Below are 21,852 nucleotides of genomic sequence, written 5' to 3'. Positions count from 1 at the left end.
TATTAGAGTTGTCTAATACCGATATTAGAGATTTCTTTTACCGGTATTAGACTTCTCTAATATCGGTAAAAGAATTATCCGAGAGCACCCCCGTTGGAAGGGCAATGTTTGGGTGGGAGAGACGCAGAAGGGATTCACAAGAAACAGTCAGCAGTCCCAGGATGTCGTCTCCAGGTCTATTGGTGGCAGCATTAGAAATCCATCAGGCACCGCCATACGCATCCCCGAGGACACCTTCCCCCATAGACATGACCAAGACAAACACTACTTGGGAAAGGTTACACTCAACTGACGATCCCTGGGAGAGCTCCGATGCCGGGAGGGGGCAGAGTGTTGGGTTCTCTAGAGTGAGGCTATGGTCGCACTCCAGACTTTTCATACCTTTGGGTTGAAGAGACGATCCGGGCGTACGGATGGAAAGGGCACCATCCTCTCCGGAGACAGCCTCTGCCTCCGGAGGCAGTATGAGGAGTTGCCCGCCCTCACGCTCGGAGAGTCTCTTCTTCATTCTTGACTAAGAAGACACACCTCTCCCTTTCCGATCAGATACACAACACCAAGGTTAAGCTATTGACTGATTGTGAATAGAGAGGTTGCTATTGTCTAAACATTTGCTACCTTTGTCTCAGAGAGATTGTCTACGGAGAGTTCCCGCTCCTGCTGTCACCCATTGTTATGCGCTCAACTCCATACCACCGGTGACTATGGTATGTCCTAATGCGGGTAAAGACGTGACAGTCTCTCTATTCTTATACAGTCGGATGGATGGTGGCAGGGTCTCGCCCTTGGGGGGGGGCTCCCGGATACAAAGAAATGCACACGCTATGAGCAAGAGGATAAAGAAGTACCCAAACTTTCAGGATCTCTACTCCTTCGAGGACTACAAGAGGGCGTACGAGGCGCAGGAGACCTTTTGCTGTGGACTCTCGCCCATCTGTCTCTCTGCACCGAAGCATCACGACTCGGTCCATACCGACGTGACTGGCGACGAAAGCGCAGATACCGCACTCGTCACCATCCGGACACTAAAGTTAGCTTACGCCACTCAGGTGTGGACCAGAGCTATGCTTGTGTCAAGCGGCAACGATGATGCCCTATATGGCTACTGGAGTCTACACTACCGCGACAACGAGACCTCCTTCAGGGAGCTTGCCTATGTGGACCTTCCGGACGGGGTGACGCCCGAGGTGCTTGCCTCCTACTTCTGGGACCTCTTAGAGACCATCGCCAACTCCGGCTCAGTCAAGGTCTGCGAGGGGTACAGTCTCATCAATAAAGGCTTGGACGGCCTTGGCATCACAGAGAGCCCATTGATAGCCTTTGATGTCGTCCTCGATCGGGATGAAGCGAAAGGCTGCTTTGATGAAATCAGCGACGTCATGGGCTACCCCTACAACCGGGAGCCAAGGTCATACCGCTGGGAGGAGATCCGAGACCTCTTCACCGAGCTCTCGCTCAAGCAACTCAGCCTTATGAATCTTGAGCTACTCCATAAGCATACGGATATTGATGAGGATCTCTTCCGGGCCTGTAACGCCCTTGATATCCAGGGGGTAAAATTCGCCATCAGTAGGGGTGCAAATGTCAACGCTCTGGACAAGAAAGGCGAGTCTGCCCTACAGAAGGCGGTGGAGGACTTCTCCTTCTACGGTATTGAGATAGACAAGAGATACAGCGACGAGGAGAGGACAAGGATCACCGATGCAGCGTATGAGAGGTCTCGTACGATCGTGGACCTGCTTGTCAGCCATGGAGCAGATGTAGACCTCTTCGGGGTTGAGGGGAGGCAGCCCATCACCTGTGCCTACTTCGAGCACAGCCCGACCATGATAAAGCACCTGCTGGAGCTGGGGTCAGACCCCAATTACAATAGCTACCGGTCTGACGATGTACCCTATGAGTCGGAGGACTCCACCAGATGCACCATTCTTAACTTTATCAGCGTAGACTGGGGCGAGAGCTACGGAGTATACAAGGATGATAAGGAGGTGGCCGAGATGATACGCGCCTATGGTGGTCGCCTGTACGACTGGGACTACGACCCCCAGCGGCGGATCCATATCGGTCGATACTACGTGCGGATGGAGCCGGACGAGGATGAGGAGAACCTATTCTTTGACAACAGCGGCTGGGGCATAGGCGATGCGGATCACCTCACGATAGAGGATGAGACGCTTCACCAGACCACCATCAGCCTTGAGGCTATCAAGGGGCTGAGGCAGTGGCACGCAGAGTACCGCAGCTGCTGCGAGGAGGAGAACTTTGACCGAGACGAGTGGAATAGGCGCGGCCTTGCCCTTGCTCGAGAGGTGGCGAGAGTGCTTCCCGAGACCGTTGCCCTGCACTACCCCTACGGAGATGACATAGAGATACAAGAGATACAGTGGTTCCCCTGGTGCAAGAGACACCACATAATGTATCTCAGTGAGTCTCGACGCATCACTCCTACCGAATAAGAGTACGATGATGGAGAAGAAGTATGCACTCTATATAAGTCCGGACGCCGATGTGGTCTACCAAGACAGCATGGGGACCTGTGCCTCCTGCGAGTTTGACGAGATCAGCAGAGAAAACCTCTCCATCGGGCCGCCCTTTAAGGTAGTCCTCCCCGGGATTGAGGCGTGGCACAAGCGCTATGAGAAGGGTTGCTTCGGACCCTCGGCAGCCTATTGGCCCTTTGACTGGAGGCAGTGGCACCTTGAGGGGCTCGGCTTTGCGAGAGAGCTTAGACGACAGCTACCGGCAAGCTATACCCTGATCTATTGCGCCCCCTACGAGGACTGGAGCGGGACCTTACCCTACGACCCTATCGTGATTAACGATGAGGGGATGAGGGTGATCGACTACCTATCCTCCGCCGACCAAGCCGCACAGCGCACCCCTACGCCACCGGTAGAGCACCTTGGCATCACCGGCGAGCAAGGGGAGGGGCAGGTGATCATACGGATCGGCTGTCACGAGTGGGAGGTGAAGATAGCCATCCCTCACAGCGAGCTCAAGTCCGTGAGAGACTGGCTTAAGGGTATCGCAGAGGGGAGGGATCCCTACAAGCCCCTGTGCGTGGGTCATCACAAGCTATTCCTCCACAGAGACATCCTGGGGCAGGAGAGTCCCGTAGGACTACTTAGTGTAGAGGAGGTTGAGACCAACAGCCTACAGCTGCTTGCCTATGTAGATACGAAGGTCTTCGTCAAGGGACTCTATCTGACTCTCCTTAGCCAGCTTGGGTTTTTCCTCTACGGGATAGCTGAACCCTATCCCACGGGCGAGGAGCGTCATCGCCTCTGGGTACCCTACAACGATGTCAAGTCCTTCGTCATCGAGCACTACATCACAGGAGAGGGTCCCACGACCGATGAGGGGATGACCTTTGTGGACGAGACCTACGTCATCTACCAGGACTGTCAGGACTGTATCTTCTGGGACACAGAGAAGTGTGGGACAGGTAATTCCGAGATAATCTACGGAGAAGGTGTGGGCTATGAGGACCACGAGCTCCATGTGCCGGGGCTCGAGGAGTGGAGCGACCTATGCGACAGAGCGGACGGCACCCACACACCTGAGGAGCTCTGGACGATGGGCTGGGAGCTATCAAGGGAGGTCCGGAAGCAGTTGCCCGACCGGGTAGATATCTTCTATCAGAGCTATGACCCGATACTCCCCTTCAGACATCGATTTTACAACGGTGAGCTACCAAGCCTGATCGTGCCAAGACAAGAGTGAGATCTATGAGACTACTTGACTATAAGACTATGGCAGGGTAGAGCGCCCCCGGCATCTGGATGGAGCTCCACGGGAGGGAGATCCCCATCTATCCCCTTGAGCTCTATGCTGTACTCTGGGAGAATGTGAAGGAGAAGGCTCCATTCGGGAGAGATGTGCAAGCCTCCATTTGGATATCACGGGACGAGATCTTGTGCATCTACTTTGATTATGACTTCGGACATTATATAGAAAAGTATGACACTTCCTCGTATTTAGAGTCTGCCATCGTTGCCCTCAAAGAGCTCTCTCAGCATGTGATCAATGGAGGGGAGTGTCTCTATGAAGGCTTTGTCACTGCAACAGCAGAGCAGCTCCTCATAGGGCTGGATAGTCTTCCTACAATAACAGAGCGTTGCCCTCTCTCAAGGGAGGATATCAGCATTGAGCCCTTCAGCTTCCACTTCGAAGAGCCCTACTCGTGCGACACACCCTACGTGATCCGAATCGGCAAGAGAGAGTACAGATCATACCTCTCCGATTGGTCGACAAACTATGATGTGATCAGAAGTCAGATGGAGACTTACTGCATCAAGCGGCTGGAGGTTTCGGAGATCGAACTATTTTATGAAGACTCTCCCTCAACGATAGTCGACTCGTACCGCGATGTAAGGCTACACAGGAAGGGAGAAAGGATCTCATGGATAGCAATTCACCCGGATGAGTTCATCCAGCTCCCAACACTCTACGGATGGTGTCTAAAGAGACAACTCATGCGATCGCTCTATCTCGGACTGCTGGGACTCTTTGTGACTGAAACGGACGACTCCTACTGCGAGATGGAGGAATGGCCCGCCCTCAGGCTTGACTCCTACAACCGCCTCCAGTCCTGCATCGTGGAGGACTACATCAATGGTGTAGACTTAAGCAATCAACCGGTACGTCCTCGTAATCGTGTCCAGCACACAGTCGAGGAGATGCGCGAGGACTACGACCAACTCTGCCGGACACTCACATCAGACTGAGGGCTCACATCACTTGATCGCCCCCCTTGACTCCTGTCCGAGCATTGCGTACATTTGCATAGTTGCGCTTGGGTGACTAAAGCGCGATGGTGGGGTCGGTTAGTGCATCGCTCGCAGGTTCAGAGCCACTTATAGTCGGCCCCACCTTTCTATATAGACTCAGTCCCGATAGATACAAGCCGGCAGGGTATATCCATCCGGCAGGCTTGGTAGTGCGACACCCTTGCGGGGTGGTGGGAGGGAGACCCTACTCGGCGACCCGCAAGGGGTCGATGGGGTAGGGGCGGGTCTCGGCACATCGGTCACCGCATTGCGGATAACCGATGCCTATGGAGCGAGCGCCCCTGCCGGGGTGCCACACCGCTAACTGCGCCATCATATCGGACGAGTCGGACAGCACAAGAGATACCTGATACTCTCTTAGGAGGTACTCCCACCCTGTGTCAATACTGCAGGGGGTGAAGCCTTAGGGGGATCATTGCTTCTTAGCCGAACTTCTCAAATTCGTAAGCTCTGGGATGGTGCAGATAAGAGACAGCGGGGTCTTGGGATTGTCGTATCTTTGTCGCAAGAATCTTTACTGAGACGACTCGTATACAGTTCTGTTCGCGTCCTTCGGATATCCGCCATTGTCATCCAGGTTCGGCCAAGTATGGTGAGACTGCGGAGTCTCCCCCTGCACTTCGGAGGCAGGACGAGTCGTCTCTTCCTTTTTTCCCCAATAATCTACGGAGCTGAGGTCTCCACATTCTTTAACAATCGGGATTGGTCAGGTGGGGGAAAATGGGTACCTTTCATAATCTAAAGCATGGAAGAAGTACACCAATGAATGTCCTCGTCAGACCCTTAGCAGCGATCATCGTAGCCCTGATGCCCCTGCTTCTTGCTTCCGCTCAGTCGGACAGGGAGCCAGAGGTGGCATATGCCGGCTGCGTGGAGCGCTACTTTGACTACTACGAGGCAGGCAAACCAGACAGCGCTGAGCTTATGCTTAGGCAGGCTCTGGAGCTGAGTCCGGAGGCGGAGGGAAACTTCCTCCTCCTCGGCAATCTGGCGGAGCTGGTGGTGGCGCGAGGCGACTCTCTCGAGGCGGTGGAGCTCCTCTCCGAGGCGCTGAGCCGTCAGCCGGCTGTGCCGGAGCTGAGAGAGCGACGGGCAGACCTGCTCAGCGACCTGGGGCAACTGCAGAGCGCCCTCACCGACTATGATGAGCTGGTCTCCCTGACCCCCTCGAGCGAGATCTACCGGTATAAGCGGGTACTGACCTACGAGAAACTGAGGCTCTGGAGTGCCGCCGAGGAGGACCTGAAGCGGATCCTTGCGCATAACCCAGACGCCTACCTCCCTCGAGTCAAGCTCGCCGAGGTGTATGAGCGGGAGGGACGCCCTCATGAGGCAGAGAAGCTGCTGAGCTACCTCATCGAGCAGCAGCCGGCGATGGCACCGGCCTACCGGGCGAGGGCTCGGCTCCTGATGCGTCAGGGGCGTAAGTCGGACGCCCTTGCCGACGTGCGGGAGATCATCCGCCGCAGCGGCGAGCGGGTCGATGCGGAGGAGTATCTCCTAAGGGGGGAGATCTGGCTGCTCTATGGGGAGGAAGAGGAGACAGAGAGAGACTTCGCTCGTGCGGTAGCGGCGGGAGCGACACCCTCTATGGGGGCACAAGCAAGGGAGGAAGCATATCAGATCAAGAAAAAAATCATAAATAAAATACCATGAAGCATAACACTCATACGGCCCTCGGGACCCGACTCGCAGCACTGCTACTGCCGGCACTTGTCGGTGCAGGTCTGCTGACAGGGACCGGTATCGCCGGTCACCGATCCATAGATAAAGTAGCCATGGCAGAGGAACAGAAGATCCCCGAGGAGGAGATGCTCTCTCTCCTCGATCACCTAAGCCGACTGGCAGCCAATGCCGGTCGCACCATCGAGGAGTACGACACCTCCGACGAGTCGCCCGACACACTCCTCTGGAGCAAGGAGCGGACCGAGGAGGAGCTGGTCCGGATGATCTCCCGAGAGCTGGAGCGACGGGAGCTGTGGCGCGCCACCACCGACCTGAGCGGACTTCGCTATCAGTGGCAGGTCCGCCGCTGGAGGCTGGGTGTGCCCTCTGAGGGAAACGGCTACTCCCTGCTGGCTCAGCTGATGGAGCAGCTGGCGGACAAGGGCTTTGATGCTCTCCGCGAGCTTCATCAGCGGGAGCTGGGGCAAGCTCTGGAGGCAGGCTACAGCGACCAAGCCCTCTCCATGCTGGAGTGGGAAGCAAGACGGTCGGAGGAGAATATCTACCCGACCTATATAGAGCGCTTTGCCGGTCGCCCCGAGCAGCCGGTGGTCCGGATGCTGGACCTCCGGGAGCGGAGCTCACGCCTGCTCGACCCCCTCAAGTCGGCGCACAAGACTGAGGAGTGGATCCGTGAGGAGGGTAAGCTCTACGCCGAGTACCTCAGGATAGAGCCGTCAATAACCGGGAACCCCTACGAGAAGCGGCTGAGGGAGATGGGCAAGCAGCTCTTTGGGCATAGCCCCTCCATCGGCGATGTAACCTACATTGACCTCCACACGGGGGAGGCGACCGTCGAGATTGAGGGTCCGACGCGACAGGCGCTCGACCTCTACCTCATCAGCGGTGACCGTAGGGTGGAGCAGCAGATCCGCAAGGGTCGTGCGACGAAGTTGGCCTCCTACACAGTTGAGGAAGGCAAGGCGCGCTGGATCAGCGACAAGGTATCCCTCCGCCTGCCGAGAGTGGGGTACTATAAGCTGGCGCTCTACAACGAGCGCGAGGGGGTGGTCCGTCAGGGCAATGCTCTGCTGGACAAGATCACGGTGCATCAGTACGATCCGATCATCTACGCCCTCGACCGACAAGACGGCAGTCCGGTCTCCGGCGTGGAGGTGAAGGTCTTCCGCGGTGATGAGCGGAGACGCCCCATCGCCACCCTCTACACCGGTGAAGGGGGCGAGGTGGTGGTTCGCCAGACCCCGCCGAGAGGGGGGTACCTCTTCATCAGCGTCAAGGATCCCCGAATGCTTGAGGAGCGGTTCTTCACCATTTACGGGGCGCAAAAGTGGCCTGCCGGGACAGCTAATCCGAAGAGACAGGCAGAGACACACTTCTACACCGATAGACCGATCTACAAGAGGGGTCAGACGGTGAAGGTCGGCATCGTCACCGTTACCCGCAAGGGGGAGGTGGTGAAGGCTGAGCCAAATACGCTTCAGAAGGTGAAGCTGACCGCCCTGAGGGATGGCGTGGAGGAGGTGATCGAGACGCAGACGATCACCACCGACGATCATGGGGTGGCGGAGACCACTTTTACCCTCCCCAAGGACGAGCATCTATCGGACTTTACCCTCGACACGCCCTATGGCGATGAGTCTCTACGAGTAGAGGACTATAAGCTGATGCACCTGTCGCTTACCATCGACAGCATACCGACCGGCTATGTCTCCGGTCGACCGATGCGGATCTATGGTAGGACAGAGGATCTGAATGGTCACCCCGTGGCGGCACGACTAACACTCCAGTACGATGTGGACGGGAAGCGGATGACGGGTCGGAGCGGCTCGGATGGACACTTTGTGCTGGAGACGGAGCCGCTGACGAAGTCTGCAACGGGCGGCTACTACTGGAATCACCCGCTCACTCTCTCTGCCGCTGATGCGATAGGAGATGTAGCGGATGAGTCTCTGGCGATGGAGAAGGATACGACCAACCTCCCCCTGTCGGCCAACCTACTGCTGGGCGGTAAGCATATACTCAATCGCCTCGACCTGACGCTGAGCACTGAGAGCCAGCCCTACCAGCGGATGAGACTGGGGGATCTGTCGAGGTACCAGCTCACAGCCACCTGGATCGATGCGAAGGGAAAGCAGGTCGGAGAGTCGATCAAGCTACCGATGAAGGGGAAGCGGAAGCTGAGCCTGGCAAGTCTGCCCAGCGGGAGCTACCGACTGAGGATAGAGACGACCGACTACTGGGGTCAGGTGGTGAGGGACGAGAGCGACCCACTCTACCTCTACAGCCCGACCGATGACCGGCTCCAGGGCGAGGTACCCCTCTTTGCCACTATGACGAAGGAGGGAGAGATCCTCTACGGCTCAAGCCATGGCGGGACGCTCTCTCTGCTGATGGTCCGAGAGAGAAAGGGAAGTGTGCACCAGTTCCTCTCGGTGGAGCCGGGTAAGCTCTATCGCCTACGCCCGATGGAGGGGACGCTATCCGTGGTACTCTCCGCCTACTACAGAGGAGAGGAGACCTCCAGACGCATTGACCTGACAGAGTATGGTGAGGAGTCGGGCGATAAGGAGAAGACCCACACCGATGGACTGGAGATGAAGGAGGGAGAGGGTCGCTTCGTGCCGGGAGCGGATTTCTCTCGACGATTCACCATCGTGAGTCGCGCAGGCAAGCCACTCTCTGAGGTGCCGGTACTTGTGGCGGTCTTTGACAAGGCCCTCACCGAGGCCTCGGGCAACGAGCAGCACTGGAGCAAGATCGGCGACTCACCGGTACTATACCAAGCTCTGGGTGGCAATCTGTATGGCGCTGTCCTGATGGAGAGTGCAGTGGCATCCCCAAGGGCGATGATGAAGCAGAGCAACGTCGTCAATGATGAGGTAATGGTTGTGGCTGAGGGTGCCGGATCAGACGGGCAGCCGAGGCTGAGGCAAAACTTTGCCGAGACCGCATACTTCAGCGCGCTCCTCAGGAGCGACAGGGAGGGACAGGTGCAGCTGGACTTTAAGCTGCCCGATACCCAGACGGAGTATGTGCTGAAGGTCTACTCCTTTGCCCCCGACTTTGAGGAGGAGCTGCTGGAGGACCATAGCTTCAGCGTCTTTGCCCCGCTCTCCGTGGAGCTGTCATTGCCCCGATACCTGAGATGGGGCGACCGGCTGGAGGGACTCGCTCGGGTGCAGAATGCGGAGCAGTCGCCCGCGACCATCCGAGCAACTGTCACGGAGGGTCAGGCGCAGCTATCCGAGGCGGAGCTGTCGGTAGCCGGTAGTCAGACAGGCACGATGCCCTTCGTCGTGGAGGCGAAGCGTACCGATGGCGACTCGCTGACACTGCGTGCCACGGCAGCGGGGGCGCACTATACCGATGCGCTGGAGCGGGTGATCCCTCTCCGGAGCGACCTGACGGAGTATACGGTGGCGGTCCCCTTCTCTTCCTATAAGCAGTCGCAAGTGAGCCTGACACTGCCCAAGGCAGACCTCGGTGGGAGCCAGGCAGTGGCGGAGATCTACTTCTCCCCGATCCACCTCCTCCTCACCACCCTCGCTGACACCTACGCCACAGAGGCACCGGCAGAGGAGCTCTCTCTCCTTGAGGCTAGCACGAAGTATGCGGTCTACAGTCGCCTGAGGGCGCTGATCGCCTCCACACCGGAGCTGAAACGGAGCCTCTCCATGTCTCGCACACAACTGCGGGCTGCGATACGTGATCGGGAGTCGGAGCCGAGGTCATCCTTCAATAGACAGGCCGATCCGAGGACGCTGGCAGACTTCTACGACCTGCTCCTGAGCGAGGAGCGGATGAGCGACTTGCTGGGCGGGCTGGAGAAGAGGATCCTTGCCTTTACCTTCCCCTCCGGAGGCTTCCGCTACGATGCCCTACTGCCGGAGCCCTCTCCCTGGCTGACCCATGTGGTGCTGGAGAATCTTACCTTTACCCCCACACGGTCGGCAAAGCTGGATGATGCGATCGACCGGTCGCTGAAGTACCTACAGGGTCAGCTCGCCAAGGAGCGGAGCTACTACAAGGCTGCGATGGAGTATCGCCTACTGGTCCATAAGCTGGGACGAAAGGATCCCTCCCTCACCGGAGAGGTGAAGGAGCTGCTCGAGAAGCAGGTGAAGGGCGCTCGAGAGAGCTACCGAACGGCATCGACCTCATACCTGCTCAACTTTGGGGAGTACTCGCGTGCCTTTGACACCAAGGCGGCGTACAGCGAGGTGCGGGACTTCATCCGCGACCGAAGCAGCTACACTCAGAGCGATGCTGAGCTGCTGGCGCTGACCCTCTTCCTCCACCACGATCAGCAGGACGAGGCGCTCTCGCCAGAGGTGACACGCTTTATGCTAAGCCTCAAGCAGGGGACGCTGTGGCGCAACCCGATGACGCTAGAGGCGGTGGAGCCTCTGCTGCGCACGGTGACGCCGACGCGCTTTGCGCCCGATGCGACGCTCCATCTCGGAGAGGTGACCTACCGCCCCACGGCACTTGATAAGGCGACGGGACACGTCGTCCTCGGCCTGCCGGAGCCGGAGAGCAAGATGGTGATCCGGTGGGAGGGAGTGACGACGGACTTTGCCTTCGGTGGCATCCGGTATCGGGTGACGGAGCCGGCGGCAAAGGCGACACCCACAGGTGAGAAGCTGACGATCGGTAAGGAGGTCTACGCCCGGCGTATCATCAACGGCACCTCGTCACTCGTTCGGCTGACGGATGAGCGGGAGGCGGTGGCCGGCGAGCAGCTGGTAGTGCGCTACCTGATCGAGACGAAGCAGGACCTGAGCCTCGTGACGATACGGGATGACCGGGCGGCGGGCGCCGAGCCGGGATATGACTTTGCCGGCTACGGCATGTCGGACCGCACGTGGTACGGCTACAGCCGACGAGAGACGGCCGACTACATCTTCATTGACTACCTCCAGAGGGGGAAGCACGTGATCGAACTAGAGGCTACCGCCAACGTGGCGGGACACTTCAGCTACGGTCCTGCCGAGGTGCAGAGCTTCTACGCTCCGGAGTATGCGGGCAATAGTGCCGGAGGGTCACTGACGATCCGCAGGGGTGAGTAAGAGACAAATCTATTTTTTCATATATCACATACAACAACAATCACAAGAAACTATGGCTAAAGTAAAGTTTTCGGGAGAGACTGTAGAGACGATCGGTAAGCTGCCTGAGGTGGGCAGCAAGGCACCTGACTTCTGCCTGACGAAGGGCGACCTGTCAGATGCAAAGCTATCCGACTACAAGGGTAAGCGGGTCGTGCTGAATATCTTCCCCTCGATCGATACGGGCGTCTGCGCTCAGAGCGTCAGGACCTTCAATAAGAAGGCTTCCTCGCTCGACAATACCGTCGTCCTCTGCATCAGCGCAGACCTTCCCTTTGCGCAGGGACGCTTCTGCGGTGCTGAGGGTCTGGAGAACGTCGTGACGCTCTCCACCTTCAAGAGCCCTGACTTCGGCAAGGACTACGGCTGCCTGCTGACCTCCGGTGTACTGAAGGGGCTGATGTCCCGCTGCGTCATCGTCCTCGATGAGGAGGGAAAGGTACTCTACACCGAGCAGGTGGAGGAGATCACCCACGAGCCTAATTACGACAAGGCTATCGCAGCACTCTAAATGAAGCATGGACTCCTAATCCCCCTTCTTCTCTCTATCCTCCTCAGCCCGGTGCGAGGGCTCGCTCAGAGCGACAAGCCATTCACCATCCCTGAGGTCAAGAGCTGGAGCGGGGCGGAGGGATCCTTCCACTACAGCGACCTCTGTCGTCTCACTCCCAAGGGGAAGGAGGCGACGGAGGTCGCTGTTTTGCTTAGGCAGGACCTCCGAGAGCTATTAGGCGACACCACCAAGGCAGGATCTGCGGGAACAATTTCTCTTGCGATCCGCCCCACCCTACTCTCCGACAAGGGGAGCGAAGCCTATCGGATAGAGATCCTACCGGATCGCATCTCCCTCACGGGCAACTCCCGTCAGGGACTTTACTGGGCGACAAGGACGCTCCTCCAACTGCTTGAGCAGGGACGGGAGCTCTCCTGCGGCGTGATAGAGGACTACCCGGACTACCCGATACGCGGTTTTATGCTGGATGTGGGACGAAAGTTTTTCTCCCTCAACTTCCTCCGCGCCACTGTGAAGCTGATGGCGTACTACAAGATGAATGCCTTCCACATCCATCTCAACGACAACGGCTTCAAGAAATTCTACAGCGATGACTGGGACAAGACCTATGCGGCCTTCCGTCTCGAGAGCGAGACCCACCCCGGGCTGACAGCAACGGACGGGCACTACAGCAAGGCTGACTTTAGGCAGCTGCAGCTGGAGGCGGCATCGCTCGGGGTGACGATCATCCCGGAGATCGATGTGCCGGCGCATACGCTTGCCTTTACCCACTATATGCCCTCGATAGGGAGCAAGGAGTATGGCGCAGACCATATGGATCTCTTCAGTCCCGACACCTATCGCGTGCTGGACGATCTGCTCGGGGAGTATCTGGACCCGGCCGACCCCACCTTCATCTCCCCCTACGTCCATATCGGGACGGACGAGTACAGCAATAAAGACCAGAGAGTGGTGGAGCAATTCAGAGCCTTCACCGACCGCTACATCCGCAAAGTGGAGTCGTATGGGAAGCGCGCTGCCGTCTGGGGATCGCTCTCCCATGCACGAGGTAAGACACCGGTGAAGGTGGACGATGTTTTGCTCTACTGCTGGAGTATGGACTACTCGCTCGCAAGAGAGATGATCGATATGGGGTACGATGTGGTGAGCATGCCGGACCGGTGGGTCTATATCGTGCCGGCAGCCGGCTATTACTACGACTACCTCGATATTGAGAAGCTCTACAAGGAGTGGACCCCGGCGACGATGAATAGCGAGACTCTGGAGGAACATCATCCGCAGATCAAGGGAGGGATGTTCGCTGTCTGGAACGACCACTGCGGAAACGGAATCAGTCAGCAGGATGTCTACCACCGGATCTTCCCCGCCGTGCATACTCTTGCAGCCAAGACTTGGCAGGGAAGGAGCGGAACGGTGCCCTACGACACCTTTGACCAAAAGCGTCGAGGTCTATCTGAGGCACCGGGAGTAAACCTGCTTGCGAGACCGGAGAAAGACAGGCGCTCCTACGTCGTCTCATCGCCTAAGGCGGACTCCCCGCTGGGGCTGCCGATCACGGAGATTGGGTACGACTACCGGGTCTCCTTCCGCATCACCCCGGGAGAAAATCCACGCGGCACGGTCCTCTTTTCCTCAAAGGATGCAGTGGTCTACCTATCCACACCGGAGGAGGGGCTGCTGGGCTTTGAGCGTGACGGATACCGATACCACTGGGACTACCGCCTGCCGATAGGTCGCGAGACGAAGGTGACGATAGAGGGGACCAATCGGGAGACCCGGCTCTACATCGATGGTCGGCTGCAGGAGACGCTCGGCATCATCGTCCACCCGGAGGACCGGGAGCTGAAGGGACCTCGCTACTGGGTACAGACGCTGGTCTTCCCGCTGGAGCGAACTGGCCGCTTCACCGGCTCCCTCTCCGACCTGCGGGTGGAGTGGCTAAGTAACTGATACAGCTGGGAGATATCAGTCTGAGAGAAAAAGAAGTCCCGCCTCACGATGTGAGGCGGGACTTCTTTTTTTGTATCAGGGAAGGTGCTTGGCGAGCTCTCGAGGGGTGAGGAAGAAGAGGATCTGGCGGCCGGAGGGGGTGACCCGATACTCTGGTAGAGCAAAGAGCTGCTCGAGGAGTTGCTGCGCCTGCGCCGGGGTCATCTGGCGAGGGAGGGACCGTAGGCGCGAGGTGGTGATGGTCCGCACAAGCCTATTCGACAAGACCTCCCCACCTGAGCGACCGGTCTGCTCGCACTCACGAAGGAGTTCATGCAGGATCTCCTCCTCTCCGCCTGCGGGAAGCCCCTCGGGTACAGCGTTGATACCGATCGCATTTTGCCCCATATCGGAGATGTCAAAGCCTATCCCGGTCAGATCCTGACGGTACTCCCTCAGGAGAGCAGTGTCCTCGGAAGAGAGCTCAAGGAGTGCCGGGAAGAGCAGGCGCGAAGAGACCACATGCCCGCTCCTAAAGGAGGTCATGTACTGCTCGAAGAGGACCCTCTCCCTTGCCCGTGAGAGACTGACCACGGCGATGCCCTCAGGACGTAGAGCGATGCCATAGTCGCCATAGATGAGCGGTGGGACATCGTACCCGGATCTCACCTCGGGCATCTCCCCTGTGAGCGAGGAGGGCATGGTCTGCACAGGATCCTCACTATCGGAGAGAGGAACCTGCCTCGGCATTTGCTCACGACTCTTCTGGAAGTCCTCGTAGAAGCTATCCCAGTCTGCTATATCGGGCATAGCCGTCTCACCCCCCACGGCAGGGAAGGTGTCGCCGATCTTGGGCGTCAGCATCAGTTCGTCACTGTCATTGAGCCGACTCCCCACCTCAAAGAAGTTGCCCGACGTCGGCGGCTCGGGGGCATCGCGTCTGCTGGTATCAGCGATGGGGATCTCCATACGATCCTCGTCGAAGTCAAGCGTCGGCATGGCTGCCCCCTTCATCAGCACCTCACGGATGGCGGAGAAGAGGATGGTGCCGATGTCATTCTCGGCCTCAAACTTGACCTCCGTCTTCGTGGGCGAAATATTGACATCTATGGAGCCGGGGTCGCAGGAGAGGAAGAGAAAGTACTCCGGCTTCTCCCCCTTAGGTATCATCTCACCATAGGCATTGAGCACCATCCGGTGGAAGTAGGGGTGCCGCATGAAGCGATCGTTGACGAAGAAGTACTGACACGCTCCTCGCTTGCGGGTATACCTCGTCTCTGTGACAAAGCCCTCGATGGTCACCAAGGGCGTCTCGATATGAAGTGGAAGGAGGTGCTTGGAGAGCCGGCTGCCAAAGAGGTCGAGGAGCCGCTGCTTCTGCGGTGCGGCAGAGAGCTGGAGCTGGATCTTGTCATTGTGGACAAGGGTAAAGGCGACCCGGTGCCGTACTGCGGCAATATTCTGCAGCTCGGTGAGGATGTGGGCAAACTCGGTTGTATCCGCCTTGAGGAACTTCCGCCGCGCCGGGACATTGAAGAAAAGATGACGGATCTGGAAATTGGACCCCACAGGGCAGGCGATCGGCTCTTGAGAGATCACCTTGGAGCCCTCTATCTCAAGCTTCGTCCCCTGCTCCGCATCTTCCATACGCGTCTGGAGGGACACGTGTGCCACTGCAGCGATGGAGGGAAGCGCCTCTCCCCGGAAGCCCATGGTGACGATGGAGAAGAGGTCTGCCGCCTCGCGGATCTTGCTCGTCGCATGCCGCTCAAAGGCCATCCGGGCATCGATAGCTCCCATGCCGGATCCGTTGTCGATGATCTGAATCAAGGTCTTACCGGCATCCTTGATGATGATCTGGATGTCGGTGGCTCCGGCGTCAATGGCATTCTCAACCAGCTCCTTGACGACAGAAGCGGGGCGCTGGATCACCTCACCGGCAGCGATCTGATTGGCAATATTATCCGGTAATAGATGTACTCTGCTATCCACGCGATGACTTACCAGAAGATGAAAAGCTGTGCGAAGTCAGCCCAGGTGGTGATGCCTAAACTCTCAAAGATCCAGTAGGTGAAGGCGAAAAGAATGGCGAGGACAAAGACAAGCTGCCTATTCTTCTTCCCGATGCTCTCCGAGAAGTCCTCCGGGTCGCCATACTTGGCAAGGCGCTCGGAGTTGCGCCGTAAGCGTCCTCTGAGGTTTTCCTTCAAGTCCTCCTCCGTGAGGGGATTCGCCTCCGGGTCGACCCTATGCTTGGAGAGCCGGATCTTGCGCTCCAGTTCCTTCTTCTTTGGGTCAAAGGTGAGGTAGGTGTACCTGAATCCTCTTGGCTTCTTAGACTTATAAAAACTTCCCCATCCCATAGTACGGTCACTTCTTCTTAGGTTCTGTCGCTTCGTCCTCCTTACGGATCGTGGCTTGCTGCGCCTCCTTCTTGAGTCCCGTGATCGCCTGACGCGCCATCGTCTCAGCCCCATCGGTCACTGACTTAGGGGTCAGCCCGAGGGAGTCAAGCTGAGCAGCCCCCACACGGCGGAGGGAGTCGGTCACCTCGGCGGGGCGCTGTCTCCCGTCAAGGAACTCAGTGAGCCGCTGCCCGGAGGTGGCTCTGAGAGTGCTGTCGGCTGCGCCCTGCAGGATCTCACGACCAGCCTGGGGCAGGGAGACTGCAAGGGAGTCCATCACGTGGCTCCTGATCGAGTCGATGGAGATGCCGGTGGTGTCTGCCATCGTCCGGATGATCGAGTCGGTCAGTGCCGTCACGAGCGAGTCAGAGGGGAGAGTGGACTGTGCCGCTTGCCGTGGCTGCTCCTCCTTAGGCGTCGGGAGATCCTGTAGGAGACCGGTCGTCGGTGGGCGCGGTACCAGGTCGCCTCCACCCTCGCCCGGTGTCGGGGTGCGGCGGAAGATATCCAGCGAGTCGACCGGACGTCCCTCAGGAAACCAGACAAAGTCGGGATAGACCAGATCGCTCTCCTCGACGAGGAAGATCGGCTTGGTACGTCCCTTCGTCTGTCCGAGGAGGAGGATCCGCACCACCTCGCGATTCTCCAGCTGCGTCAGTATCTCGCTGCTCTGCGTGTGTGTCTGCTCGGTCTGGATGGAGTCCTTATTCTCGCTGAAGTAGATCGTCTCCGCATTGCCCCGCGTCCATACGGAGTCCATCTCACCCTCGTGGAAGTAGGCCTCCACCTCCCGTCCTCGCATCTGATTGTAGTACTTTTTCCGCAGATGCTGGGCCATGTAGGCATTCTCTCCTATCAGGGCACGCTCGACGGCACCATTTTTCATAAAAAGGCGGATCGAGTCTCCGGTGACCTGTGAGAGACCGCTCCAGACGAAGGGGCGACCGTACATCTTCATCACCGAGTCCCGAGTGAGGTAGACCATAGAGTCGGCGACTGCCTGTGCGTCCCTACGCCAGGTACGTACATTGCCTATTCCCTTAGCGATATTATTGACAGAGTCGACCTTGATCAGCTGCATCCGATCCGCACTGGTAAAGAGGTGGTCGGAGTCGGAGTACTCGTAGATGTAGGCATGGTCTATCGCCTCACCACACTCCGTGGAGTCGTTGTACATCACATGATTGCCCCTCAGCTCCATTCTCTCAGCCGTATCCCTGAGGATGACACTACCATAGAGGTCGGCAAAGTGTGCGGGGCGATCGTAGATGAGGGAGTCACCCGTCATCCACCGGCTGCCGGAGACGATCTCGGCCCGGTCAAGGAGTGTCGCCACGTCCTCCTCCGTCCGGTAGATGCCACGAGTAGCGTAGATGATACCGCTGTCGCCCTCGATCGTAGTGGGACCGAGGATGGTAGCGATCTTGGTATTGGTGTCGTAGTGCAGTGTATCGGAGTAGAGGGTGAAGTTGTCATTCTGCAGCACGACGTCGTTGTAGAAGACCGCCGTCTTATCCACCGTAGAGTACTCCGCATAGACGCTCGAGAGCACATTGAGGCTGTCGGCGACCGAGCCGTAGTCGAAGTAGTAAGCGATCCCCGACATACGGTCGTAGTCCAGACTGTCGGTGAGGAGGGTATTCTCCCCCTGCTCCATCTGTACCAGCTCTCGGAGTCGTGCCAGCTTCGTATAGCCGTCGTAGTCCAAGTAGTTGCAGTAGATATCGACCGTATCCTGAGCCTGGTGGATGTGGACGTTACCAAAAGCCTCAAAGCGGTTGGTCTCCCTATAGAGGAGCGCACTGTCGCAGTACATCAGTGCGTTGTCGTGCTTGAAGACAACGTTCCCCGTCAGGATCTGCGCATCGGGATTGACCTCCTTATCAAAGCGCCACAGGTCCACGTGCTCTATGATGATCCGCTCCTTGCCGGTCGTGTCGGCAGGCGCCTTCTGTAGGGAGGAGAGCAAGCCGGCAGTACCCGGCGCAGATGACCGTGCCTGAGTAGCCAGAAGCCCTGCCACCGACAGGAGCGTCAGTGCCAGAGCTATGAGAATGGGATGACGAGAGTCACCTTCGTTCATAGGGGCCTACTCTTCCGGTTTTGGGACAAGCTCACTCCTTCTCCGTACCCTCACGAAGCACCCAGCCCGGGTACTGAAAGGTGCACTGACGATAGGCGGGAGCGATGCTGACGTAGGTGGTCTTCTGCTTCTCGCGGATCCACTCGTCAAGAAGCTCCTCACGCTTCTTCCCCTCCACCATATCCTTGATCACCTGATAGTCATCAACGACATTGGCGCGGTGACCCGGCTTGCGGCTCTTGAGGCGAGCAATCGCCACGACGAGGTGGTTATTCTTGTCCGTCATGGTAAAGGGCTTGGTGATCTCGCCCTCACTCAGCTCTGCCACGAGAGGGGACATCTCCTGCGGTAGGTCAGACATCTGGAAGCGAGAGGTGCCGAAGAGAGAGCTCTGCTGATTGGCATTCACCATCTGTCCATTACTCAGCCGGGTATCCTCATCCGAGGAGTAGTAGAGCGCAGCGGTGGCAAAGGGGACACTGTCCCTCGTGATGATGCCGGCGATGGAGTCCATCCGGCTATTCGTTGCGAGGAGCTCCTCCTGATTGACCTCCGGACTGAGCATAATGTGCCGGACATTGATCAGGTCACCGCGCTTCTCGATCAGCTGGATGATGTGGTAGCCGCGCTTCGTCTCCACGATGCGGGACACTTTCTTCGGGTCATTGAGGCTAAAGGCGACGTTGGCAAACTCCGGCTCCAGCTCCGCACGACCGACAAAGCCGATCTCGCCACCCCTAAGGGCGGTCTCATTGTCCTTGGAGTAGAGGCGAGCCAGGGTCTCAAAGTCAGACTTGCCACTATTAATCTGCTCTGTGAAGTCAACCAAGCGCTGCTTCACCGCATCGACCTCCTTGACCGAGATCTTGGGCTGCAGGGTGAGTATCTGCACCTCCACCGTCGTGGGGACAAAGGGCAGGGAGTCCTTATTGATCTGCTCATAGAAGCGATTGACCTCCGATGGAGCGACCATCACCTCGCCGACGATCTTCTGCTGCATCTGCATGACGGTGTACTGCTCAGCCACCACCTTACGGCGCTCATCCCGTATCTGAGAGTACTTCTGACCGAGGTACTCCTCGAGCTTCTCCTTGCTCCCCAGCTGATTGGTCACCTGCTCCAGCCACTGATTGACGTTGGCATTGATCATCTGCTGATTGGGCTCGATGCTGTCAATCTTAGCTTGATTGAGGAAGAGCTTAGAGATCGCCATCTGCTCGGGGATGATGCAGCGAGGATCTCCATGGAAGGGTTGCCCCATGCTCTCGTAGTACATCCTCTGCCGCTCGATGTCGGAGAGCAGGATCGGCTCATCACCCACGACCCAGGCCACCTCATCCACCACATTCTTGCGGCTCTGGGCGAGCATCGTGAGCGGTGCGAGGAAGAGCAGGCAGAGGGCACTCAGGATCTGCCGCTGGTGGGACCGGGTATGGGGTTGCGTACTCATTAGCATGACCTATTACTTATTGGCTTTGTCGTTACTGACCATCTTCTTCCACGAGTCGCGGAGGGAGACAGTCTGATTGAATACCGGCAGCTCGTCTGTGCTGTCCTTGTCCTTGGTGAAGTAGCCCTTGCGGACAAATTGGTAGTGGTCCTCCACCTGAGCCTCCGTGATAAACTTCTCAGCATAGCAGGGGTAGAGGATCGTCTCGCTCTGAGGATTGATCAGCTCGCTGATGTCCTCGTACTCCTCCGCCATCGGATCCTCGGCAGAGAAGAGGTGGTCGTACATACGGACCTCGACCGGCTGTGCTCCGGCAGCATAGACCCAGTGGATGGTCCCCTTCACCTTGCGATCGGCGGTGGCACCACCGGTCTTGCTCTCCGGGTCGTACTCGGCATAGACCGTGGTGACCTGTCCGGTGGAGTCCTTCTCACAGCCGGTGCAGGTGACGATGTAGGCGGAGCGGAGTCGAGTCTCGCGCCCGGGCGTGAGACGGAAGTACTTCTTGGGCGCATCCTCCATAAAGTCCTCCCGCTCGATCCAGAGCTCTCGACCGAAGGTCTGCGTGTGTGTACCGGCATCCGGGTCCTCCGGATTATTGACGCACTCCATCTCCTCCGTCTCTCCCTCGGGGTAATTGGTGATCACCAGCTTGATCGGGTCGAGGACCACAGCGGCACGGGTGGCTACCTTATTCAGATCCTCCCGGACATAGTGCTCCAGGTGCTCCTCCTCGATGGTGCCATCGTACTTCGTGTAGCCAATGGCTCCGATGAAGTTTCGGATGCTCTGAGGGGTGTAGCCCCTCCGGCGCATACCGACGAGGGTGGGCATCCGGGGGTCATCCCAGCCGTGGACGAGACCGCGCTGCACCAACTCCAGCAGCTTCCGCTTACTCATCACCGTGTGGGTGAGATTGAGCCTATTAAACTCATACTGGCGCGGGCGATACTCGCTATCCTCAGGCTTGAGGAGGTCAATGAAGTAGTCGTAAAGGGGGCGGTGGGGGACAAACTCGAGCGTACAGATCGAGTGGGTCACTCCCTCGAAGTAGTCACTCTGCCCATGTGCAAAGTCGTACATCGGGTAGACCGACCAGTCGGTCCCGGTGCGAGCGTGCGGCTTCTTGATGATGCGGTAGATGATCGGATCGCGGAAGAGGAGATTGGGGTGGGCCATATCAAACTTCGCCCGGAGGGTCATCGACCCCTCAGCGTGCTTGCCGTGACGCATCTCCTCGAAGAGCCGGAGATTTTCCTCCACCGGGCGATCCCGGTAAGGGCTGGCTGTCCCCGGCTCAGTGAGCGTCCCCTTCTGAGCTGCGATCTGCTCGGACGTCTGCTCATCGACGTAGGCGAGACCCCGCTTGATCAGGTCGATGGCAAAGTCGTAGAGCTTATCAAAGTAGTCACTGGCGTGGTAGACGTTGCCCCAATGGAAGCCGAGCCACTCAATATCCCGCAGGATCGCATCGACATACTCTTGATCCTCCTTGACAGGATTAGTGTCATCGAAGCGGATGTTGCAGACACCGTCATACTTCTCGGCGATGCCGAAGTCCATACAAACCGCCTTGGCGTGGCCGATGTGGAGGTAGCCATTAGGCTCCGGTGGGAAGCGGGTCTGGATGCGTCCGTTGTGGAGTCCCTCCCTGAGGTCGCGCTCCACGATCTGCTGTATAAAGTTGAGCGACTTCTCCTCGCCGCTTTTTACTGGTTCTACTATCTCGCTCATACAAGGCTCTTAATAGGGTAAAAGTCAGGGTGGCGACAGCTCCCGGCAAGCCGGTAGCGATGCCACACCACTGATCACAAAGATACGACAAATAGCCCACCTATCCACCACCTCAGACCAAGCCTAGATTCCGCAAGCTGAGTTAGGAGCAAA

At 57.9% G+C, this 21,852-nt stretch carries 13 protein-coding genes; 7 read left to right on the top strand and 6 right to left on the bottom strand.

Annotation, left to right across the window (positions count from 1 at the left end):
• Positions 1-202: 202 nt before the first annotated feature.
• A complete protein-coding gene (locus HMPREF2890_RS05270) occupies positions 203-508 on the bottom strand; it encodes a hypothetical protein (protein ID WP_070466305.1) in 306 nt (101 codons plus the stop codon).
• Between the two features lie 316 nt (positions 509-824).
• Between HMPREF2890_RS05270 and HMPREF2890_RS05265 the strand changes: the two genes are divergently transcribed.
• The 7 genes from HMPREF2890_RS05265 (at position 825) to HMPREF2890_RS05235 (ending at position 14,048) form a co-directional block, all read left to right on the top strand.
• A complete protein-coding gene (locus HMPREF2890_RS05265) occupies positions 825-2,456 on the top strand; it encodes an ankyrin repeat domain-containing protein (protein ID WP_070466303.1) in 1,632 nt (543 codons plus the stop codon).
• A 7-nt stretch (positions 2,457-2,463) separates the two neighbouring features.
• Positions 2,464-3,723 (top strand): hypothetical protein, encoded by a 1,260-nt coding sequence (locus HMPREF2890_RS05260; protein ID WP_148130683.1) that lies wholly within the window; start codon positions 2,464-2,466, stop codon positions 3,721-3,723.
• Positions 3,724-3,782: 59 nt separating this feature from the next.
• Positions 3,783-4,727, top strand: coding sequence for a hypothetical protein (locus HMPREF2890_RS05255; RefSeq protein ID WP_070466299.1), 945 nt, complete (start codon positions 3,783-3,785; stop codon positions 4,725-4,727).
• An 825-nt stretch (positions 4,728-5,552) separates the two neighbouring features.
• Positions 5,553-6,446 (top strand): tetratricopeptide repeat protein, encoded by an 894-nt coding sequence (locus HMPREF2890_RS05250; RefSeq protein ID WP_070466296.1) that lies wholly within the window; start codon positions 5,553-5,555, stop codon positions 6,444-6,446.
• Positions 6,443-11,545: an alpha-2-macroglobulin family protein gene (locus tag HMPREF2890_RS05245; RefSeq protein WP_070466294.1), complete on the top strand. Its 5,103-nt coding sequence runs from the start codon at positions 6,443-6,445 to the stop codon at positions 11,543-11,545. Before HMPREF2890_RS05250 ends, HMPREF2890_RS05245 begins: the two co-directional genes overlap by 4 nt.
• Positions 11,546-11,597: 52 nt before the next feature.
• Positions 11,598-12,095, top strand: coding sequence for a thiol peroxidase (tpx, locus tag HMPREF2890_RS05240; RefSeq protein ID WP_070466292.1), 498 nt, complete (start codon positions 11,598-11,600; stop codon positions 12,093-12,095).
• Positions 12,096-14,048 carry a family 20 glycosylhydrolase gene (locus tag HMPREF2890_RS05235; RefSeq protein WP_070466290.1) on the top strand — a complete coding sequence of 651 codons (1,953 nt, stop codon included), beginning with the start codon at positions 12,096-12,098 and terminating at the stop codon, positions 14,046-14,048.
• A 75-nt stretch (positions 14,049-14,123) separates the two neighbouring features.
• On the opposite strand, the gene mutL is transcribed toward HMPREF2890_RS05235, so the two are convergent.
• Genes mutL through HMPREF2890_RS05210 form a run of 5 tightly spaced genes read right to left on the bottom strand, consistent with a single transcriptional unit; the run spans position 14,124 to position 21,699 of the window.
• A complete protein-coding gene (mutL, locus tag HMPREF2890_RS05230; RefSeq protein WP_070466288.1) occupies positions 14,124-16,019 on the bottom strand; it encodes a DNA mismatch repair endonuclease MutL in 1,896 nt (631 codons plus the stop codon).
• Between the two features lie 8 nt (positions 16,020-16,027).
• On the bottom strand, positions 16,028-16,390 hold the full coding sequence (locus tag HMPREF2890_RS05225) for a hypothetical protein (protein ID WP_070466286.1): 363 nt from the start codon (positions 16,388-16,390) through the stop codon (positions 16,028-16,030).
• 7 nt (positions 16,391-16,397) lie between these two features.
• The gene (locus HMPREF2890_RS05220; RefSeq protein ID WP_070466284.1) at positions 16,398-18,515 is read right to left on the bottom strand and encodes an OstA-like protein; all 2,118 of its coding nucleotides are present in this window, start codon (positions 18,513-18,515) and stop codon (positions 16,398-16,400) included.
• A gap of 31 nt (positions 18,516-18,546) precedes the next feature.
• Entirely contained in the window at positions 18,547-19,965 is a 1,419-nt protein-coding gene (locus tag HMPREF2890_RS05215) for a peptidylprolyl isomerase (RefSeq protein WP_070466282.1), read from the bottom strand.
• Between the two features lie 12 nt (positions 19,966-19,977).
• On the bottom strand, positions 19,978-21,699 hold the full coding sequence (locus HMPREF2890_RS05210) for a glutamine--tRNA ligase/YqeY domain fusion protein (RefSeq protein WP_070466281.1): 1,722 nt from the start codon (positions 21,697-21,699) through the stop codon (positions 19,978-19,980).
• Between the last annotated feature and the right edge of the window lie 153 nt (positions 21,700-21,852).

It is taken from the genome of Porphyromonas sp. HMSC065F10, assembly GCF_001808555.1.
GTDB lineage: Bacteria > Bacteroidota > Bacteroidia > Bacteroidales > Porphyromonadaceae > Porphyromonas_A.
Note: the sequence above shows the minus strand (reverse complement) of the source record. Positions and strands in the feature narration are given on the sequence as shown.

Coding starts and splice junctions, on each gene's coding strand:
- HMPREF2890_RS05235 (WP_070466290.1), top strand. CDS start 12,096: ATGAAGCATGGACTCCTAATCCCCCTTCTTCTCTCTATCCTCCTCAGC.
- HMPREF2890_RS05250 (WP_070466296.1), top strand. CDS start 5,553: ATGAATGTCCTCGTCAGACCCTTAGCAGCGATCATCGTAGCCCTGATG.
- HMPREF2890_RS05220 (WP_070466284.1), bottom strand. CDS start 18,515: ATGAACGAAGGTGACTCTCGTCATCCCATTCTCATAGCTCTGGCACTG.
- HMPREF2890_RS05245 (WP_070466294.1), top strand. CDS start 6,443: ATGAAGCATAACACTCATACGGCCCTCGGGACCCGACTCGCAGCACTG.
- tpx (WP_070466292.1), top strand. CDS start 11,598: ATGGCTAAAGTAAAGTTTTCGGGAGAGACTGTAGAGACGATCGGTAAG.
- HMPREF2890_RS05210 (WP_070466281.1), bottom strand. CDS start 21,699: ATGAGCGAGATAGTAGAACCAGTAAAAAGCGGCGAGGAGAAGTCGCTC.
- HMPREF2890_RS05225 (WP_070466286.1), bottom strand. CDS start 16,390: ATGGGATGGGGAAGTTTTTATAAGTCTAAGAAGCCAAGAGGATTCAGG.
- HMPREF2890_RS05260 (WP_148130683.1), top strand. CDS start 2,464: ATGATGGAGAAGAAGTATGCACTCTATATAAGTCCGGACGCCGATGTG.
- HMPREF2890_RS05215 (WP_070466282.1), bottom strand. CDS start 19,965: ATGAGTACGCAACCCCATACCCGGTCCCACCAGCGGCAGATCCTGAGT.
- HMPREF2890_RS05270 (WP_070466305.1), bottom strand. CDS start 508: ATGAAGAAGAGACTCTCCGAGCGTGAGGGCGGGCAACTCCTCATACTG.
- HMPREF2890_RS05255 (WP_070466299.1), top strand. CDS start 3,783: ATGGAGCTCCACGGGAGGGAGATCCCCATCTATCCCCTTGAGCTCTAT.
- HMPREF2890_RS05265 (WP_070466303.1), top strand. CDS start 825: ATGAGCAAGAGGATAAAGAAGTACCCAAACTTTCAGGATCTCTACTCC.